This is a genomic window from Fuscovulum sp. (assembly GCA_035192965.1).
Classification (GTDB): domain Bacteria; phylum Pseudomonadota; class Alphaproteobacteria; order Rhodobacterales; family Rhodobacteraceae; genus Paragemmobacter.
This window is the reverse complement of sequence record CP136571.1, coordinates 3,435,377-3,451,093: the sequence shown is the minus strand read 5'-3', so window position 1 is coordinate 3,451,093 and position 15,717 is coordinate 3,435,377. Positions and strand designations below refer to the sequence as shown.

Sequence of the window (15,717 nt, the reverse complement as noted above, 5' to 3'; positions counted from 1 at the left end):
CGGGTGGAAAGGTTCGGAAAGGACAGTCAGTTGGCGAAGCGGTCGAGCGCGAGGCGGAAGGTATCCGGGTCCACATTGCCGCCGGAGGCGGTGCAGATCACGGTATCGGGCAGCCTTTCGCGGAACAGGGCTGCGGCCAGTGCGATGGCGCCGCCCGGTTCCAGCACGATCCGCAGATGGGTGAAGGCCAGCGCCATGGCGTGCAGCGCCTCATCATCCGTTGCGGTAAGGCCGGGGCCGCACAGGCGTTTGAGGATGGGGAAGGTGAGGCTGCCGGGGGCGGGCGTCAGGATCGCGTCGCAAATGGAGCCGGTCATCGCGGCGTTGCGTTCGATGCGGCCAGAGGCGAGGGAGCGGGCGGCATCGTCGAACCCTGCGGGTTCAGCGGTGCGGACAGTGAGGCCGGGGGCGCGGGACTCCAGCGCGAGGGCGATGCCTGCGGTCAGGCCGCCGCCGCCGCAGCAGGTGATGACGGTGGCGCTTTCGATCCCAGCCTCGGTGGCCTGGGCGGCGATTTCAAGGCCGGTGGTGCCCTGGCCTGCGATGACCTGCGCGTCATCGAAGGGCTTGATGAGTGTCAGGCCGCGTTCCGCCGTCAGGCGTGCGCCGATGGCATCGCGGTCTTCCGTTGCGCGGTCATAAAGGATCACCTCGGCCCCATAGGCGCGGGTGTTGGCGATTTTCACCTGTGGGGCGTCAGAGGGCATGATGATCGTGGCGGGGATGCCGTGGCGCTGGGCGGCGAGGGCCACGCCTTGGGCGTGGTTGCCCGAGGAATAGGCCAGCACGCCCCGCGCGCGGGTGGCGGGGTCGAGGGCCGAGATGGCAGACCAGCCGCCCCGAAACTTGAACGATCCGGTGAGTTGCAGGCATTCGGCCTTGATGAAGATGCGGCGGCCAAAGGCGGCATCCAGAAGCGGCGCGTTCAGCAGGGGGGTGACGCGCGCATGGCCGCGCAGGCGGGCGGCGGCGGCGTCTATCAGGGTGATGTCGGTCATGCGCCGCAGGCTTTCAGGAAGGAATGAATGGCGGTGAGGCTTTCGGGCTCATCAAGAAAGGGGATATGGGCGCGACCCGGCACCTCGGCAAAGATCATGTCGGGGCGGCGGTGGCGCATCTGGGCGGTGGTGTCCGGGGTGAGCAGGTCGGAATTTGCGCCGCGGATCAGGGCAAGCGGCAGGCCTGCACAGGCATCAAACAGCGGCCAGAGATCGGCGGGCGGGCCATCGAAACCGGCAAGAAAGGCGTCGCGCAGGGCGGGATCATAGGTGATTTTCAGCCCGGTCTCCGTGGCGGTGTAATGCAGCCGCGCCTCAGCCAGCCAGCGATCGGGCGCGACATTGGCGAAGCCGGGCATGTTGCGGGGCAGGGCGGCGGCAAGGGTTTCGTGATCCTTGGCGGCGGGGTTGCGGCCTACGTAATCGAAGATGCGGGTCAGGCCGGGGCGGTGAATTTCGGGCCCGATGTCATTGAGACAGAGGCCGATGAGGCGGGGTTTTGCCAGCGCGGCCAGCAGCATGCCGATCAGCCCGCCGCGCGAGGTGCCGAGGAGGGCGGCATGGTCGACACCCAGATGATCGAGCAGGTCGAGCGCATCCTTGGCCTCTTGCGGGACGGTATAGGTGGCGGCCCCCGTCCATTGGCTGCTGCCACGGCCCCGGTAATCCATGCGGATCAGCCGGAGGGGGGGCAGGTGGGGGCGGAGATAATCGAAATCCGCCATGGTGCGGGTCAGGCCCGGCAGGCAGAGGAGCGGCAGGCCCGTGCCTTCATCGCGATAGGCGAGGCGGGTGCCATCGGGGGTGGTGAAGATCTGGGTCATGCAATCAGCCGGGGCAAATGAGTGAGGTCGGGGATTTCGTGCAGCGGTCCTTGGGGGAGGCGGTCTTGCGGGGCATTCGCGCGATTTACCCAAGCGGTGCGAAAGCCGAAGCGGGCGGCGCCTGCGATATCCCAGCCATTGGACGAGACGAACAGCACGTTCTGCGGCCTCGCGCCGGTATGCGCCTGAACCAAGGCATAGACGCTGGCATGGGGTTTGTAGGTGCGGACAGAGTCGACAGACAGGGTGGTGTCGATGAGCCCGGTCAATCCGGCCGCGGCCTGAGCAGAGGCAAGCATCGCGGGCGTGCCGTTGGACAAGATGGCAAGGTGCAGGCCGGTGGATCTGAGATTGTGAAGCGTTTCTGCAACCTCGGGGAAGGCATCAAGTTCATCATAAAGCGCCAGCAGGTCACGGCGCAGGGCCGGATCGGACAGGTGATGCGCCTGCATCCCCCAATCAAGCGCGTCGGCGGTGACCTGCGCGAAATCGGCATAGGCACCGGTGATGGTGCGCAGCCATGTATATTCCAGCTGCTTGCGCCGCCAATCTTCGGCCAGTTTGGGCCAGACTGCCGCAAGGGCCGGGTGGCCGTCGGCGGCGCGGCGGGCCGGGGCGGCGATGTCGAACAGCGTGCCATAGGCATCGAAGACAAGCGTGGTGACGGACATGGGATCCCCTTTGATGCAATCTGGCACAGGCGGTGGAAGGGTGTAAGGGGGGGCGCGACCATCGGGGCGCTTGCCCCGCAGCGGGGCATTGCCTAAACCCCTGAGGCGCTACGCAGGGAAGAGACATGGCCAAGGACGACAGTGCAGAAATGCGCGCAAGCTCAAAGCAGGTGGGCGCGCTGCGTGGGCTTGCGCCCTTTCTGCGGCCCTATCGGGGTATGACAGCGCTTGCCATTGCGGCATTGGTGCTGACGGCGGGGATGAGTTTGCTGCTGCCTTTGGCCGTGCGGCGGGTGGTCGACGGGTTCAACGAGGATGTGGCGATCCTGGACCAGTATTTCGGCGCAGCGCTGGGCATAGCGGCGCTGCTCGCGATCGGGACGGGGGTGCGTTATTACCTTGTGACCAAGCTGGGTGAGCGGGTGGTGGCGGATATTCGCCGCGCGGTGTTTGACCGGGTGATGGGGCTGAGCCCGGCGTTTTTTGAGAAATTGCTGACCGGCGAGGTGCTGAGCCGGATCACCACGGATACGACGCTGATCCTGTCGCTGATCGGATCGTCTGTCTCTGTGGCGCTGCGCAACATCCTGATGCTGGTGGGAGGCATGGCGTTGCTGTTCCTGACATCGGCCAAGCTGTCGGGGCTGGTGCTGCTGATCGTGCCAGCGGTGGTGGTGCCGATCATCGTGTTGGGGCGGCGGTTGCGGGGCCTGAGCCGCGAGACGCAGGACTGGATCGCCAATTCATCGGGGACAGCGTCCGAGGCGCTGATGTCGGTGCAGACGGTGCAGGCTTTTACGCATGAGGCGCGGACGCGGGCATCGTTCGCCGAGGTGACGGAAAAATCCTATGGCGCGGCGCAGACCCGCACGCGGGTGCGGGCGCTGATGACGGTGATCGTGATTTTCCTGACCTTTACCGGGATTGTGGGCGTGATGTGGATCGGCGCGCGCGATGTGCGCGCAGGCGTGATGACGCCGGGCGAATTGGTGCAGTTCGTGATTTATGCGGTGATCGTGGCCGGGGCCGTGGGGGCGCTGTCGGAAATCTGGGGCGAGGTGCAGCGCGCGGCGGGGGCAACGGAGCGGCTGGTGGAATTGCTGGGCGCGGTGGACCCGGTGATTGACCCAGCGACGCCTGTGGCGCTGCCCCGCCCGGTGCGGGGGGATATCGCGTTCGAGGGCGTGACCTTCCGCTATCCGGCGCGGCCGGAGGTTTCGGCCCTGAACGGGGTAAGCCTGCGGGTGGCGCCGGGTGAGACGGTGGCGCTGGTGGGGCCATCGGGGGCGGGCAAGACGACGATCCTGCAACTGCTGATGCGGTTCTATGACCCGCAAGAGGGCGCAGTGCGGATGGACGGCGTTGACCTGCGCGATATGGCGCGGGGCGATTTCCGCCGTGCGATTGCGCTGGTGCCGCAAGACCCGGTGATCTTTGCGGCATCAGCGCGGGAAAACATCCGCTTTGGCCGCCCGGATGCCACGGATGCCGAGGTGGAGGCGGCCGCGCAGGCGGCGGCGGCGCATGATTTCCTGATGGCGCTGCCGCAGGGCTATGACACCTGGCTGGGCGAGCGGGGGGTGATGTTGTCGGGTGGGCAGAAGCAGCGCATCGCCATTGCGCGGGCGATCCTGCGCGATGCGCGGGTGCTGCTGCTGGACGAGGCGACATCGGCGCTGGATGCGGAATCCGAGCGTGCGGTGCAGGCGGCGGTGGAAAGCCTCTCGGAGGGGCGGACCGTGCTGGTCGTGGCGCACAGGCTGGCCACGGTGAAGCGGGCGGATCGGATCGTGGTGTTCGACAAGGGCCAGATCGTCGCCGAAGGAACGCATGAGGCGTTGGTGGCGGAAGGCGGCCTTTATGCCAGACTGGCGCGGCTGCAATTCACCGACGGGCAGGCGTGATCCCGCTTTGACGTTGCGTATTGCGTGCCATCGCGTCTTGCGGGGCCGTGCGTGAGCCATCATCCTTGCGCGACAAACTGCCCTCCGGGAGGATAATGGGGGGCGGGACAGGGGAGGACGACATGGGTGAATTCGCAAATCTGGCAGATGTGAAGGCGATTGAGGCAGAGATGCCCTGGGAAGCGCGCGGCATGGCGCGCACGATGTATGAATTCCTGAGCCGGACGAAAGCCGCCCATGGGTCGCGCCCTGCCATCAGCTATCAGATCCTGTCGGGGCCGAAAGAAAAGGCCGAAACGCTGACGTGGAGCGCCTTGCATGGCAAGGTGACGCAGGCGGCGAACCTGTTCCGTAGCCTTGGGGTTGGGGAAAAGGATGTGGTGGCTTATGTGATGCCCAACAGCCTTGAAACCGCGATCACCCTGCTGGGGGGGGCGGTGACGGGGATCGTGAACCCGATCAACCCGCTTCTGGAAGCCGAACAGATCAGCGCCATCCTGCGGGAAACCGGGGCCAAGGTGGTGGTCACGCTGAAGGCGTTCCCCAAGACGGATGTGCCGCAGAAGGTGGCCGAGGCGGTGAAGCACGCGCCTTCGGTCAAGACGGTGCTGGAGGTGGACCTTGTGCGCTATCTCGCGCCGCCGAAATCATGGATCGTGCCGCTGATCCGGCCCAAGAACCCTGTGTCGCATCTGGCCAATGTGAAAAGCTTTGCTGCCGAGATGGCGCGGCAACCTGCGGACCGGCTGACATTCGAAGATCGCACGGAAGACCGGGTGGCGGCCTATTTCCACACGGGCGGTACCACGGGGATGCCCAAGGTCGCGCAGCACAAGGTTTCCGGCATGGTCTATAACGGCTGGCTGGGGCAGCGCCTGCTGTTCAAGGAAACCGATTGCGTGATGTGCCCGCTGCCGCTGTTTCATGTGTTTGCGGCCTATCCGATCCTGATGTCGATGATCGCATCGGGGGCGCATGTGGTGTTTCCCACGCCTGCGGGGTATCGGGGCGAGGGGGTCTTCGACAATCTGTGGAAGTTGATCGAGCGGTGGAAATGCACCTATCTGATCACCGTGCCCACGGCGCTGGCCGCGTTGATGCAGCGGCCGATTGATGCCGATATCTCAAGCCTGCGGAACGCGTTTTCCGGGTCTGCGCCTTTGCCGGTGGAGCTTTACAACAAGTTCTTCAAGGCGACCGGGGTGGAGATCGTCGAAGGGTACGGCCTGACGGAATGCACCTGTCTGGTATCCGTCAACCCGCCGGGGGGAACGAAGAAGATCGGGTCGGTCGGTCTGCCCTTCCCGCATACGCATGTGCGGATCCTGTTGCAGGCGGGCGAGGGGTTCCGCGAATGCGGGGTGGATGAGGTGGGCGAGATCTGCGTCGCCAATCCCGGCGTGTTCGAGGGGTCGACCTATACGGAGGTGGACAAGAACAAGGGTCTGTTTGCCGAAGGGCGGTTCCTGCGGACCGGCGATCTGGGGCGGATTGATGCGGATGGGTATCTGTTCATCACTGGGCGGGCGAAGGACCTGATCATCCGGGGTGGGCATAACATTGACCCGGCGGTGATCGAGGAAGGGTTGATGAAGCATGATGCGGTGGCCTTTGTCGGCGCGATCGGGCAGCCGGATGTGCATTCGGGCGAATTGCCCTGCGCCTATGTAGAGCTGATCAAGGGCAAGGAGGTGGGGGTGGACGCCCTTATGGCCTATGCCCAGACCCATATCCACGAACGCGCGGCGATCCCTAAACATATTGAAATTCTTGCCGAATTGCCGAAAACGGCGGTGGGCAAGGTGTTCAAGCCCGACCTGCGGCGCAAGGCGATCACGCGGGTTTATGACGCGGCGCTTGCCGAGGCAGGCATCGGCGCGCATGTGGCGGAAGTGGTGGAGGACAAGAAGCGCGGCCTTGTCGCGCGGCTTGTGCGTAACGGGCCCGTGGATGAGGCGAAGGTGGCCGAATTGCTGGGCGGGTTCACCGGGCCTTGGGAATGGACGGACTGATTTGGACAGTCTGAGGCCCTTGGGCCTCAGACCTCCATCCAGATTGTCACGGGGCCGTCGTTGTTGAGACTGACATCCATGTCGGCCCCGAAGATGCCATTGGCAGTGGGGATGCCTTCGGCCTGCACCTTGGCGGTGAAGTATTCGTAGAGGCGCTTGCCCTCATCCGGTTTGGCGGCGGTGGAGAAACCGGGGCGGTTGCCGCGCAGATCGGCGGCAAGGGTGAATTGCGACACGATCAGTGCCGCGCCCCCGATATCGCGGACCGACAGGTTCATCTTGCCCTGATCATCCTTGAAAATCCGCAGCTTGGCGATTTTGGCGGCAAGCTGGTCGGCCTGCGCGTTGGTGTCACCCTCCATCGCGCAGATGAGGATCAGGAGGCCCGCGCCGATTTCGCCCGTCACCGCGCCATCGACGGTGACCGAGGCGCGGCTGACGCGTTGGAGGACCGCCCTCACAATTCGTGCCGCCAGGGCGGGTTGGCGCCGGGGCGGGAGACGGTGACGGCAGCGGCTTTAGTGCCAAGGGTGAGGGCGGCGTCCAGCGTGGCGTCGGAGAGGGTGGAGAGGGCGGATTTGGAAAGCGCGCCTGCCTCATGCAACGCGGCCAGCGCCCCTGCGTTGAAGGTATCGCCTGCGCCGACGGTATCGGCCACAGTGACGCGGGTGGCGGCGACAAAGCGGTTTTGCGTGGCGGTGATGGCGCGGGCGCCGGATGCGCCTTCGGTGATGAAGACGAGTTTCGGCCCCTTTTCAAGCACTTGGCGGGCGAGGGCGGAGACGTCGCCGGGGCCAAGCAGCCAGTGCAGATCTTCATCCGACAGTTTCACGATATCGGCGCGGGCGATCATACCTTCGATCCGGGCGCGGTACTGCGGTTCCTTGCCAGCGATGAAGCCGGGGCGGATGTTCGGGTCGATCATGGTGACGCGGGTGGCGGCCTCGCGGGCCTGAAGGGCGGCGTAGGTGGAGGCGGCGGGGTCGTTCACGAGGGAGATGCCGCCGAAGAAGAGGGTGGTGATGGTGGCGGGCAGGGTGGGGAGTTCATCCTGTGACAGGAGGCGGCCTGCGGTGCCTTCATCGTAGAAGGCATAGGTGGCCTGGCCGTCGACCAGCTTGACGAAGGCCACGGTGGTTGGCCTGTCAGAGCGGGCGCAGAATTGGGTGTCGACCTTGGACGCTTCCAGCGTTTCGGTCAGGATCTGACCCAGCATGTCATTGGAAATGCCCGAGAAAAACGCCGATGGTGCGCCGAGGCGGCCAAGGGCGATGGCGGTGTTGAACACCGCCCCGCCGGCATAGGGCGAAAAGGCGGGTTCACCCAGCGTGGTGGTGCGGGGGAGCATGTCGATCAGGGCTTCGCCACAGCTGAGAATCATTCGGGCCTCCTTGGATTGGGGCGGACCATAGCGGATTGCGCTGTGTTAGCGCAAACATTCAGCGCGAAAACCACGGGGCGAGGTTGGCGCGGATGCGGGCGAGGGGGGTGTCACCGGTGGTGTCGGGTTGGAAAGGTTGGCCGGTGATCGCCTCGAACGCGTCGATATAGACTTGGGCGGTGTGCTGGATCATTTCCGCCGGGATTTCGGGGATCGGGTCGGTATAGGGGTCGCAGCGGGCGGCGACCCAGGCGCGGATCACGTCCTTGTCGAAGCTGGGGGGGCGGGTGCCATTGGCGAAGGCCTCGGCGTAGCCGGAGGCGAGCCAGTAGCGGCTGGAATCGGGGGTGTGGATTTCGTCGGCCAGAAGGATGTTGCCGTCGGCATCCGTGCCGAATTCGTATTTGGTATCGACCAGGATCAGGCCGCGCTCAGATGCCATCTGCTGACCCCGGGCGAAGAGGGCGAGGGCTTTTGCCGACACTTCATCCCATTGCGCCTGCGTGAGAAGCCCTTGGGAAACAATCTCTTGCGCGGTGAGCGGTTCATCATGGCCGCCGTCGAAGGCCTTTGACGTGGGGGTGATGATGGGGGCGGGGAGGGCCTGATTGTCGCGCAGGCCATCGGGCAGGGTATGGCCATACATGGCGCGCTGGCCCTGTTTGTAGAGCGTGAGGATCGAGGTGCCGGTGGTGCCCGCAAGGTAGCCGCGCACGACGATTTCAACAGGCAGGATCGTGAGGCGTTTGCCGATGACGACGTTGGGGTCGGGGTAGGAAATCACATGGTTGGGGCAGATGTCGGCGGTGTGATCGAACCAGAATTTCGCAGTCTGGGTCAGGACCTGGCCCTTGAACGGGATGGCGGCGAGGATGCGGTCGAAGGCGGAGATGCGGTCGGACGAGATCAGGATGCGGGTGCCATCGGGCAGGTCATAGCAATCGCGGACCTTGCCGAAATAGGGGTTGGGCAGTTCCGCGATATGGGCCTGTGCCAGGATGCGGGTGAGGTCGGTCATCAGGGCCCCCAAGGATGCGTTTGGAGGGGTGATGCGGCGGGGCGGGGGCGGTGTCAAGCGGCGGGGCGGGGAGTGCGGGTAAGCTATTGCGGACGCTAGATTAATTTGGCGGGCGGGGCGCGTTTTGCGGTGCCGCTGCCGGTGCAGCGCGTGGTGCAGACGGCTGTGCATACGCGCGGTGGGGTATCAGGCCGTTAACCATGGGGTGAGTCGGGACGGAGGGGGCGATTTCTGGCGCAGAAATCGTGGCGGAAATTGACGCAATTTCCGGGGAGAGGGTTCTGGGAGGGTGGCCTGCTGGGGTTGGGTTGAATTGGGTATTTGGGCCAAGGTGAGGGGGCAGGGGCGGTGCCTTGGACCTGCTGGGCGGTGTGCCGTTTGGGGGGGGGCGCGGCGGATGGGTTGGTTTTGGGCCACGGCTTCGAGGACACGGGGAGAGAGGTCCCGGGCCAAGCCCGGGACGGGGTTTCAGGGTTTTCGCGTTCAGCGCGACTGGGTAACGGCCAGCACGATGCCCGCGATGATGAGGCCCGCGAGGATGGCGAAGGCGATCTTCCATGCGCTCCACGGGCGTTCGCCCTGCACCTTGCCGGTCTGGCCGTTGACGACGAAGCGGTAGCTTTTGCCGTTGTATTTGTAGGCGGCCATCCAGATCGGCAGGAGGATGTGCTTGAAGGTTTCCGCGCTCCAGTCGGTATCGACATCCTCGACGCGCTGCTCGTCGCCGCCGATATCCTGACGGACGTCCTGATGTATGATGCCCGACATCACCTCGCGCCCCATGGCGTGGCCATCGGCGAGGGTGACGGTGTAGCCCTCGGCCGTGAAGCCGGCGAGAAAGTCCTTTTGCCAGGGTTGCAGGGCGGACAGGTCCCAGGGAGCCAGATTGTCGGTGTATTGGCGCGGCAGGCTTTGGCTGGCGAGGATCAGCACATCATCGAAGCGGCGGCTGACCCAGCCAGAGCGCGACGACCAGCGGGTGCGGCGGACCTGTTCGGTTTCCGTGCGGCCATTGCGGGTGACCGTGCGGGATTCGTAGTAATGATCGCCGCGCTGGCCGCGATAGTGCGAGCGGGTGGCGGCGTCAAAGGTCCAGTAGGGGACATAGAGGCCGTTCAGCGCGCGGCCCTTGCGGGCATATTCCTGCAAGCCGTTGGGGGCGAACCAGAGGCTGCCCAGCCAGTTTGTCATGGCGGTGCGGGCCTGCTTTTCATCCAGTGCGAAGGGCAGGACGGCCTGCGGTTTGATCCGGCGTTCCTCGCCGGTGCCGATCACGACCGGGGTGGCGCAGAAGGGGCATTCGGCGGCGTGGGTCGCGCCCTGAAATTCCACCTGCGCGCCGCAGGAGGGGCAGGGCGTGATGCGGACCTGTTCCATCTGGGCAGAGGGCAGATCGTCGGACAGGCCGCGGGCGAGGTCGATCTCGTTCAGGGTGCGGCTGCGGGCGGCGGGCAGGTCGGGGATGGGCTGGCGCGCGCCGCAATGGTCGCAGACCAGTTCGGTGGCCCCCGGCGCATAGCGAAGGTCGGCCCCGCATTGATTGCAGGGCCAGTGCTGGCGATCGTCAGGCATGGTTCAGACCCCGGGCGGCGGCGGTGGCGGGGGCACTTGGCCGAAGAGGCGGGCGAGATCGGTGTCGGCGGCGGGCTTCCACCCCTCCATCCCGGCGGACCAGACCTGTGTGCTGCGCGTCAGGCTGCCATTGGCGATGAGGGCGGCGAGGTCGGTTTCCGCGAAGGGGCCCTTGGTCGCGCCGTTTTCAGCGAGGTGCCATTGCCGGGCGGCAGGCGGGGGGGGCGGTGGCGGCGGGGTGGCTGCGCCTGCGGGCGCGCCCCATGGCCCCATGTTTTGCGCCATCGACATGCCCATCGCGGCACCGATCCCGGCGGTCATGGCATCGCCGCCGCCAGAGCCGGGTTTTCCGAGTGCCTCGGCAGCGGAGAACTGCATGTATTTGTTCAGATCGCCCGCGATGCCCACGGAGGTGCGCTTGTCGAGTGCCTTTTCCACCTCTTCAGGCAGGGAGATGTTTTCGATGTAGAATTCCGGCAGGGTCAGCCCGTAATTGGCGACCAGCGGCGCGATGGCGGTGGTGACGAGTTTGCCCAGGTCTGCGGTGTTGGCGGCCATGTCGAGCACGGGGATGCCGGAGCCTGCGATGACGCGGGAAAATTCCTGAATGATGATGTTGCGGATCTGTAAGCTGATTTCATCGGCGGTGAATTCGCCATCGGTGCCGACGATTTCGAGCATGAACTTGCCCGGATCGCCCACGCGCATGGAATAGGTGCCGAAGGCGCGGATGCGGACCGGGCCGAATTCCGGGTCGCGGCACATGATCGGGTTCTTCGTGCCCCATTTCAGATCGTTGAAGCGGGTGGTGGAGATGAAATAGACCTCGGCTTTGAAGGGCGAGTTGAAGCCGTGATCCCAGTGCTGAAGCGTGGTCATCACCGGCATGTTGTTGGTTTCCAACATGTAGAGGCCGGGGCCGAAGACATCGGCCAACTGCCCTTCGTGGATGAAGACGGCGGCCTGGCCTTCGCGGACGGTCAGCTTGGCGCCGTATTTGATCGCGTTGCCGCGCCGTTCAAACCGCCAGACCATCGTATCGCGGGTGTCATCCGTCCAATCGATGACGTCGATGAATTCGCCCTTGAGGAAATCGAAGACCATCTTTCACACTCCTACCGTTGCGCCCCTGACTGTTGGGCTGGCACTTTGGTCAACTTTCGCCGCCCACCAGCCGCGCTGCAAGCGATTCCACGATGGGGCGGGCCTGCGCTTCGGTCATGCCGGGGCGGAGGGCGGGGTTGTAGAGCATCCGCAGCATCAATTCATCCTGCCGGGTGAGGAGGGCGAATTCTTCGTCATCGTTGAAGATCGAGGGGCGGGCGGTGGGGCTGTCATTGGCGAGGCCAAGGCCCTGCGCGATTTCTTCGTGCAGGCAGGAGAGGCGGAGGAGATCGGGGTGTTCGGCGCGGATCACCGCGAAGGCGCGGCTGTAGGTGGAGCCGTCGGGGGCGGACATGGCGTAGACTAGGCAATAGGTGGAACGCGGCATGTCGGTGATGGCGGCAACCTCGGAGCCGGAGAGGCCGGGCAGCACGGCGCGGACCTGTGGGCCCAGTGCGCGGCGTTCATCTTCCGAGACGATGTGGATGAAGAAGTTGGGGGCGCGGTCATCCAGCCCGATGGGGTGACCTGTGGCGCGGGAGAGGCGTTGCAGGAGCGAAGATATGCGGGCGGTATCGGCGGCGCGGCGGTCGGGCGGGGTGGAGGGGCCAAAGCGCAGGCCGACGCGGACCGGGGCCTGCCATTTGCGGATGCGGCTGGTTGTCATGCGCTGCACCGGGCCGTTGGAGGTGCGGGCGTATTCATCGAAAAGCGCGATGCGGATGAAGTTTTCCGCCAGCATCCGGTCAGTGAAGGGGGTGTCGCGACCGCCGCCATCGGTGCGCAGCAGGCCCTGCGACAGAAGCTGTGCCTGCACGCGGGCATAGTGCTGCCGCGCGGCGGCAGAGGCCGCCGTTTCCGGGGCCGGACCGGCGGGCTGGCCTGCGGTTTGCGGCGCGGCGGGGGCGATCACGCGGGTGGTGGACGTGGTCGGTGTGCAGGCGGTGAGCCCTGCCAGCGCGAGGGCGGCGAGGGTCTTGGGGACGTTCATGTTCTTGGCCGATGCGGGCTGGAGGGGTCTGATCAGGTGGCGGGGGCGTCGAGCGGCGGTTGCGTGGTGCGTGCGCGGGCCGAGGAGAGGGTGTCGCGCAGGTCCACTTCCATCTTTTGCAACTCGATTTCGGCATTTGCGCGGCGGGCCTTGCCTTCATCAGCGATGCGCAGGCTGTCTTCGATCGTGGCGATCAGGGTTTCATTGGCTTCGCGGACGGCTTCGATGTCGAAGACGCCGCGTTCCATTTCCTCGCGCACGACCTTGTTCGCCTCTTGCAGGTTGTCGGCGTTGGATCGGAGGAGTTCGTTGGTCAGATCGTTGGCTTCGCGGACGGCTTCGGCCGCCTCTTTGCTGCGCTGGATGGTGACGGCCTGAGCCAGCTGGGTTTCCCAGAGCGGCACGGTGTTGACGAGGGTGGAGTTGATCTTGGTGACCAGGCTCTTGTCGTTTTCCTGCACGAGGCGGATGGACGGGAGCGATTGCATGGTGACCTGACGGGTGAGTTTCAGGTCATGCACCCGGCGTTCCAGATCATCGCGCGCGGCGCGCAGGTCGCGCAGTTCCTGGGCGACCTTGACCTTGTCCATTTCGGGCGCGGCGGCGACGGCGGCCTCTTTCGCGGGGATGGCGGTGCTGTCGGTCTCAAGCAGCTTGGCCTCGCCCGCTGCGATGTAGAGGGCAAGCTCATCATAGAAGCGCAGCGTTTTTTCATAGAGCAGGTCGAGCGACTTGATGTCTTTGAGAAGCGTGTGTTCGTGCTTCAGCAGGTTTTCGGTGATCTTGTCGATCTGGGACTGCACCTCTTCGTAGCGGGCCACGAATTTGGCGAGGGGCGCGGCCTGACCGGTGAGTTTGTCCCACCAGCTGCGTTCGCGGCTGACGTCAAGCTCTTCGGAGGCGAAGCCGCGGATAGTGGTGACGATGTCGCGCAGCGCGTCGCCGGCGGGGCCAACATCCTTGTTCTTCACGCCGGCGAGCATGTCCTGCGAGATGACCTGCAATTCGGCCTGGGCGGAGGAACCGAAGGAAATGATGGATTGGGTGTTGGTCAGGTCCACCTCGGCCATGCGGCGGCGAATCTCATCCGCCTTGTCGGCGGGGGCGGCGTCGAGCGCGACGATTTCGGCCACAGGTGCGGGAAGAATGGTGGTGGTGAGCGCCTCGACCTCGGCCAGGGCTTTTTCGGCATCTTCGCGGACGGTGGTGGCCATGGGGGCATCCTTGTTGGTCGGCGGCTGGGTCGGGCAGCGCTTTGGTGATGAAATGGGTCGGGCCGGTAGTTGCCGCGCAGGTTGCGACAGGTTGGCCGGATTTTCCAGAGTGGTTTTCATCAGGCCGCGCAGAAAAGCGTGATGACGCCGGGGAAGGGGGCCGGGGTAGCCTGCGGTGGCCGTCTGGGGACGGCTGTCAGTGGGAGGGCGTCAGGGGGCGGGCATCAGGGGGCGGGGGCCATGCGGCGCGGGGGTGGCGCGGGCAGGATCGGGGTGGGTGGCAAGGCGGGCGAGTTGCGCGGTAACATTGGCCAGCGTGGCGGTCAGCTCGGCGGCGGGTTGGGCGGCGGCGGTTGGCGTGGTCAGGCAGTGCTGGCGCAGATGTTCGCAGACATCGACCAGTGCGGGCAGCCAGAGGACGAGGGCGCGATGTGCCCGGGCCTGCGTGGCGGGGTCACGGTCGACCTGCGCGGCAAGGGCCAGCGCTTCGCGGCGCAGGGCGCGGGCCGCGACATGCAGATGCGGATCGCGGCAGGGGGCGAGGGCGGTGATGATGCGGGCGAGGTGAGTTTCCGTCTGAGCGGTGATCCGCTCTGCCTGCGGTGGGGTGCGGATGGGGCGGGCGGCGGGGCCGAAGGCCGCAAGATGCAGGGCGGCGGCCAGAGCGCCGCAGAGCAGAGCCGCGGGAAGATCGGCACTGTCGCGGGCCAGCGCCGCGCCAAGTGCGAGGCCCATCAGGGCAGAGAGGAGAGGGAAGAGGTAGGCCTTTGCACGTGGGATGCGGGCGCGGGTTGCGGACAGGAGGGTGCGGATGCGCCCAAGCGCGCGGGGGCGAAGGGGATTGAGCCTGTCTGCGAAAGCCCAGATCAGGGTGGCGAGGGCGAGGAAGGCGAGCAGGGCCGCGAGGAGGAGCAGGCCGAATTGCACGCCGACAACTGCAAGGCCGCAGCCAAGGCCGAAAAGGGCGGCAAGGGTGAAGAGGGCGGTCTTCATGCAATCCTGTCCCGTTCTGAGGGGGTCAGGATGCGCGCGGGCGATGGCGGGAATGGGGCAGAGGCGTGGAAAGCTGCGGGCGCGGACTGTCAGTGATCGCGTTGCAGCCGTTCGCGCAGCACGCCGATTTCGACATCGAGATCGGTGCGGTTGTCGGAAAGCAGGGTCTGGGTGCGCGCGGCGAAGTTGGTTTCCAGATCGGTGAGCAGCGATTCGTAATCGGCGCGGGCGGCGGGGTCGCGGTTCTGGCGGTAGAGATCGGCGAACTTGACCGTCGCGTCGCGGGCCCCGGTCAGGTAGACCGACAGATATTTGCGCGCGGCGGTCAGGTCGCGGGGATCGGCCTCGATCGTGCGGAACATGGCGCGGGCGGTGGTGACGAAACGATCAACCCGCGTCTCGAGCGCGCGGTCACCGGCGCGGAGGATGGCGTCTTTCATGCCGTCCAGCAGCTTTTCGGCATCTTCTACGGCGCGGGCGACACGGTCGGTCTGGAAGGTGTCGATCCCTTCGGCCCCCTTGTCGCGCAGGGGATCGGGGCCGAAGGCGAAAAGGTGCAGCAGGCCGCCCGCGATGGCAAAGCCGATGGGGGCAAGGCCCGGCTGGCTTATGGATGCGGCCAAGGCGAGGCCCGCGCCGGTGAGGACGGAGGCAAAGAGCTTGCGCGGGATGGCGGGGCGGCGCGCGATGCGGCGGTCATCATATTCCTGATGCGCGCGGGTGCCTTCGCGGGTGAGCCAGGCGGCGAAAAGAAGAAGCGCGGTGGCGCCGAGGCCTGCAAACAGCGCGTCCGATCCGCCGGTGAAGGCAGGGACAAGCATGGTGAGCGAGGCGAAGAAGAACATGTTGACACGTGCGCCCGCGCGGTTGGGGCGTTTGCCATCGAAGCGGTGGGGCGGGATGGGGGCTGGTTGGCCTTTGGGATCGGCCGGGGGGCGGCTGTCGCCATTGGGGCTGTATTTTCCGCCGAAACGTTGGGCCATGTCACTGCACCCCGCTGCCGGCGGTATACAGGATCAGCGCCAGAAGGACGAA

At 65.8% G+C, this 15,717-nt stretch carries 14 protein-coding genes; 2 read left to right on the top strand and 12 right to left on the bottom strand.

Annotation, left to right across the window (positions count from 1 at the left end):
* Positions 1-26 precede the first annotated feature (26 nt).
* The 3 genes from RSE12_16805 to RSE12_16795 are packed head-to-tail and all read right to left on the bottom strand — an operon-like array spanning position 27 to position 2,493.
* A complete protein-coding gene (locus RSE12_16805) occupies positions 27-998 on the bottom strand; it encodes a threonine/serine dehydratase (GenBank protein WRH62009.1) in 972 nt (323 codons plus the stop codon).
* The gene (locus RSE12_16800; protein WRH62008.1) at positions 995-1,822 is read right to left on the bottom strand and encodes an alpha/beta hydrolase; all 828 of its coding nucleotides are present in this window, start codon (positions 1,820-1,822) and stop codon (positions 995-997) included. Before RSE12_16800 ends, RSE12_16805 begins: the two co-directional genes overlap by 4 nt.
* The gene (locus RSE12_16795; GenBank protein WRH62007.1) at positions 1,819-2,493 is read right to left on the bottom strand and encodes a haloacid dehalogenase type II; all 675 of its coding nucleotides are present in this window, start codon (positions 2,491-2,493) and stop codon (positions 1,819-1,821) included. Before RSE12_16795 ends, RSE12_16800 begins: the two co-directional genes overlap by 4 nt.
* Positions 2,494-2,618: 125 nt before the next feature.
* Here RSE12_16795 and RSE12_16790 point away from each other — a divergent pair, with 125 nt between their 5' ends.
* Together RSE12_16790 and RSE12_16785 are read left to right on the top strand one after the other, a co-directional pair.
* Positions 2,619-4,397, top strand: coding sequence for an ABC transporter transmembrane domain-containing protein (locus RSE12_16790; GenBank protein ID WRH62006.1), 1,779 nt, complete (start codon positions 2,619-2,621; stop codon positions 4,395-4,397).
* Between the two features lie 122 nt (positions 4,398-4,519).
* The gene (locus tag RSE12_16785; GenBank protein ID WRH62005.1) at positions 4,520-6,409 is read left to right on the top strand and encodes an acyl-CoA synthetase; all 1,890 of its coding nucleotides are present in this window, start codon (positions 4,520-4,522) and stop codon (positions 6,407-6,409) included.
* A 26-nt stretch (positions 6,410-6,435) separates the two neighbouring features.
* Here the strand turns inward: RSE12_16785 and dtd are convergent, their stop codons facing one another.
* From dtd to RSE12_16740, 9 genes are all read right to left on the bottom strand, one after another.
* Positions 6,436-6,870 (bottom strand): D-aminoacyl-tRNA deacylase, encoded by a 435-nt coding sequence (dtd, locus tag RSE12_16780; GenBank protein ID WRH62004.1) that lies wholly within the window; start codon positions 6,868-6,870, stop codon positions 6,436-6,438.
* Entirely contained in the window at positions 6,867-7,790 is a 924-nt protein-coding gene (locus tag RSE12_16775) for a carbohydrate kinase (GenBank protein ID WRH62003.1), read from the bottom strand. Before RSE12_16775 ends, dtd begins: the two co-directional genes overlap by 4 nt.
* Positions 7,791-7,848: 58 nt before the next feature.
* On the bottom strand, positions 7,849-8,808 hold the full coding sequence (locus tag RSE12_16770) for a phosphoribosylaminoimidazolesuccinocarboxamide synthase (protein WRH62002.1): 960 nt from the start codon (positions 8,806-8,808) through the stop codon (positions 7,849-7,851).
* Between the two features lie 483 nt (positions 8,809-9,291).
* Positions 9,292-10,380: a primosomal protein N' (replication factor Y) - superfamily II helicase gene (locus RSE12_16765; protein ID WRH62001.1), complete on the bottom strand. Its 1,089-nt coding sequence runs from the start codon at positions 10,378-10,380 to the stop codon at positions 9,292-9,294.
* Between the two features lie 3 nt (positions 10,381-10,383).
* Complete coding sequence (locus tag RSE12_16760) at positions 10,384-11,484, bottom strand: SPFH domain-containing protein (protein WRH62000.1); 1,101 nt, start codon at positions 11,482-11,484, stop codon at positions 10,384-10,386.
* 49 nt (positions 11,485-11,533) lie between these two features.
* The gene (locus RSE12_16755) at positions 11,534-12,475 is read right to left on the bottom strand and encodes a DUF2927 domain-containing protein (protein WRH61999.1); all 942 of its coding nucleotides are present in this window, start codon (positions 12,473-12,475) and stop codon (positions 11,534-11,536) included.
* 32 nt (positions 12,476-12,507) lie between these two features.
* Positions 12,508-13,689 carry a toxic anion resistance protein gene (locus RSE12_16750; GenBank protein WRH61998.1) on the bottom strand — a complete coding sequence of 394 codons (1,182 nt, stop codon included), beginning with the start codon at positions 13,687-13,689 and terminating at the stop codon, positions 12,508-12,510.
* 210 nt (positions 13,690-13,899) lie between these two features.
* Entirely contained in the window at positions 13,900-14,682 is a 783-nt protein-coding gene (locus tag RSE12_16745) for a hypothetical protein (GenBank protein ID WRH61997.1), read from the bottom strand.
* An 89-nt stretch (positions 14,683-14,771) separates the two neighbouring features.
* Positions 14,772-15,665: a 5-bromo-4-chloroindolyl phosphate hydrolysis family protein gene (locus tag RSE12_16740; protein ID WRH61996.1), complete on the bottom strand. Its 894-nt coding sequence runs from the start codon at positions 15,663-15,665 to the stop codon at positions 14,772-14,774.
* Positions 15,666-15,717 lie beyond the last annotated feature (52 nt).

Bases quoted from the DNA above. Each gene is read 5' to 3' on its own strand.
- RSE12_16740 (WRH61996.1), bottom strand. From the start codon at position 15,665: ATGGCCCAACGTTTCGGCGGAAAATACAGCCCCAATGGCGACAGCCGC.
- RSE12_16745 (WRH61997.1), bottom strand. From the start codon at position 14,682: ATGAAGACCGCCCTCTTCACCCTTGCCGCCCTTTTCGGCCTTGGCTGC.
- RSE12_16765 (WRH62001.1), bottom strand. From the start codon at position 10,380: ATGCCTGACGATCGCCAGCACTGGCCCTGCAATCAATGCGGGGCCGAC.
- RSE12_16805 (WRH62009.1), bottom strand. From the start codon at position 998: ATGACCGACATCACCCTGATAGACGCCGCCGCCGCCCGCCTGCGCGGC.
- RSE12_16795 (WRH62007.1), bottom strand. From the start codon at position 2,493: ATGTCCGTCACCACGCTTGTCTTCGATGCCTATGGCACGCTGTTCGAC.
- RSE12_16785 (WRH62005.1), top strand. From the start codon at position 4,520: ATGGGTGAATTCGCAAATCTGGCAGATGTGAAGGCGATTGAGGCAGAG.
- RSE12_16790 (WRH62006.1), top strand. From the start codon at position 2,619: ATGGCCAAGGACGACAGTGCAGAAATGCGCGCAAGCTCAAAGCAGGTG.
- RSE12_16775 (WRH62003.1), bottom strand. From the start codon at position 7,790: ATGATTCTCAGCTGTGGCGAAGCCCTGATCGACATGCTCCCCCGCACC.
- RSE12_16750 (WRH61998.1), bottom strand. From the start codon at position 13,689: ATGGCCACCACCGTCCGCGAAGATGCCGAAAAAGCCCTGGCCGAGGTC.
- RSE12_16755 (WRH61999.1), bottom strand. From the start codon at position 12,475: ATGAACGTCCCCAAGACCCTCGCCGCCCTCGCGCTGGCAGGGCTCACC.
- RSE12_16770 (WRH62002.1), bottom strand. From the start codon at position 8,808: ATGACCGACCTCACCCGCATCCTGGCACAGGCCCATATCGCGGAACTG.
- RSE12_16760 (WRH62000.1), bottom strand. From the start codon at position 11,484: ATGGTCTTCGATTTCCTCAAGGGCGAATTCATCGACGTCATCGATTGG.
- RSE12_16800 (WRH62008.1), bottom strand. From the start codon at position 1,822: ATGACCCAGATCTTCACCACCCCCGATGGCACCCGCCTCGCCTATCGC.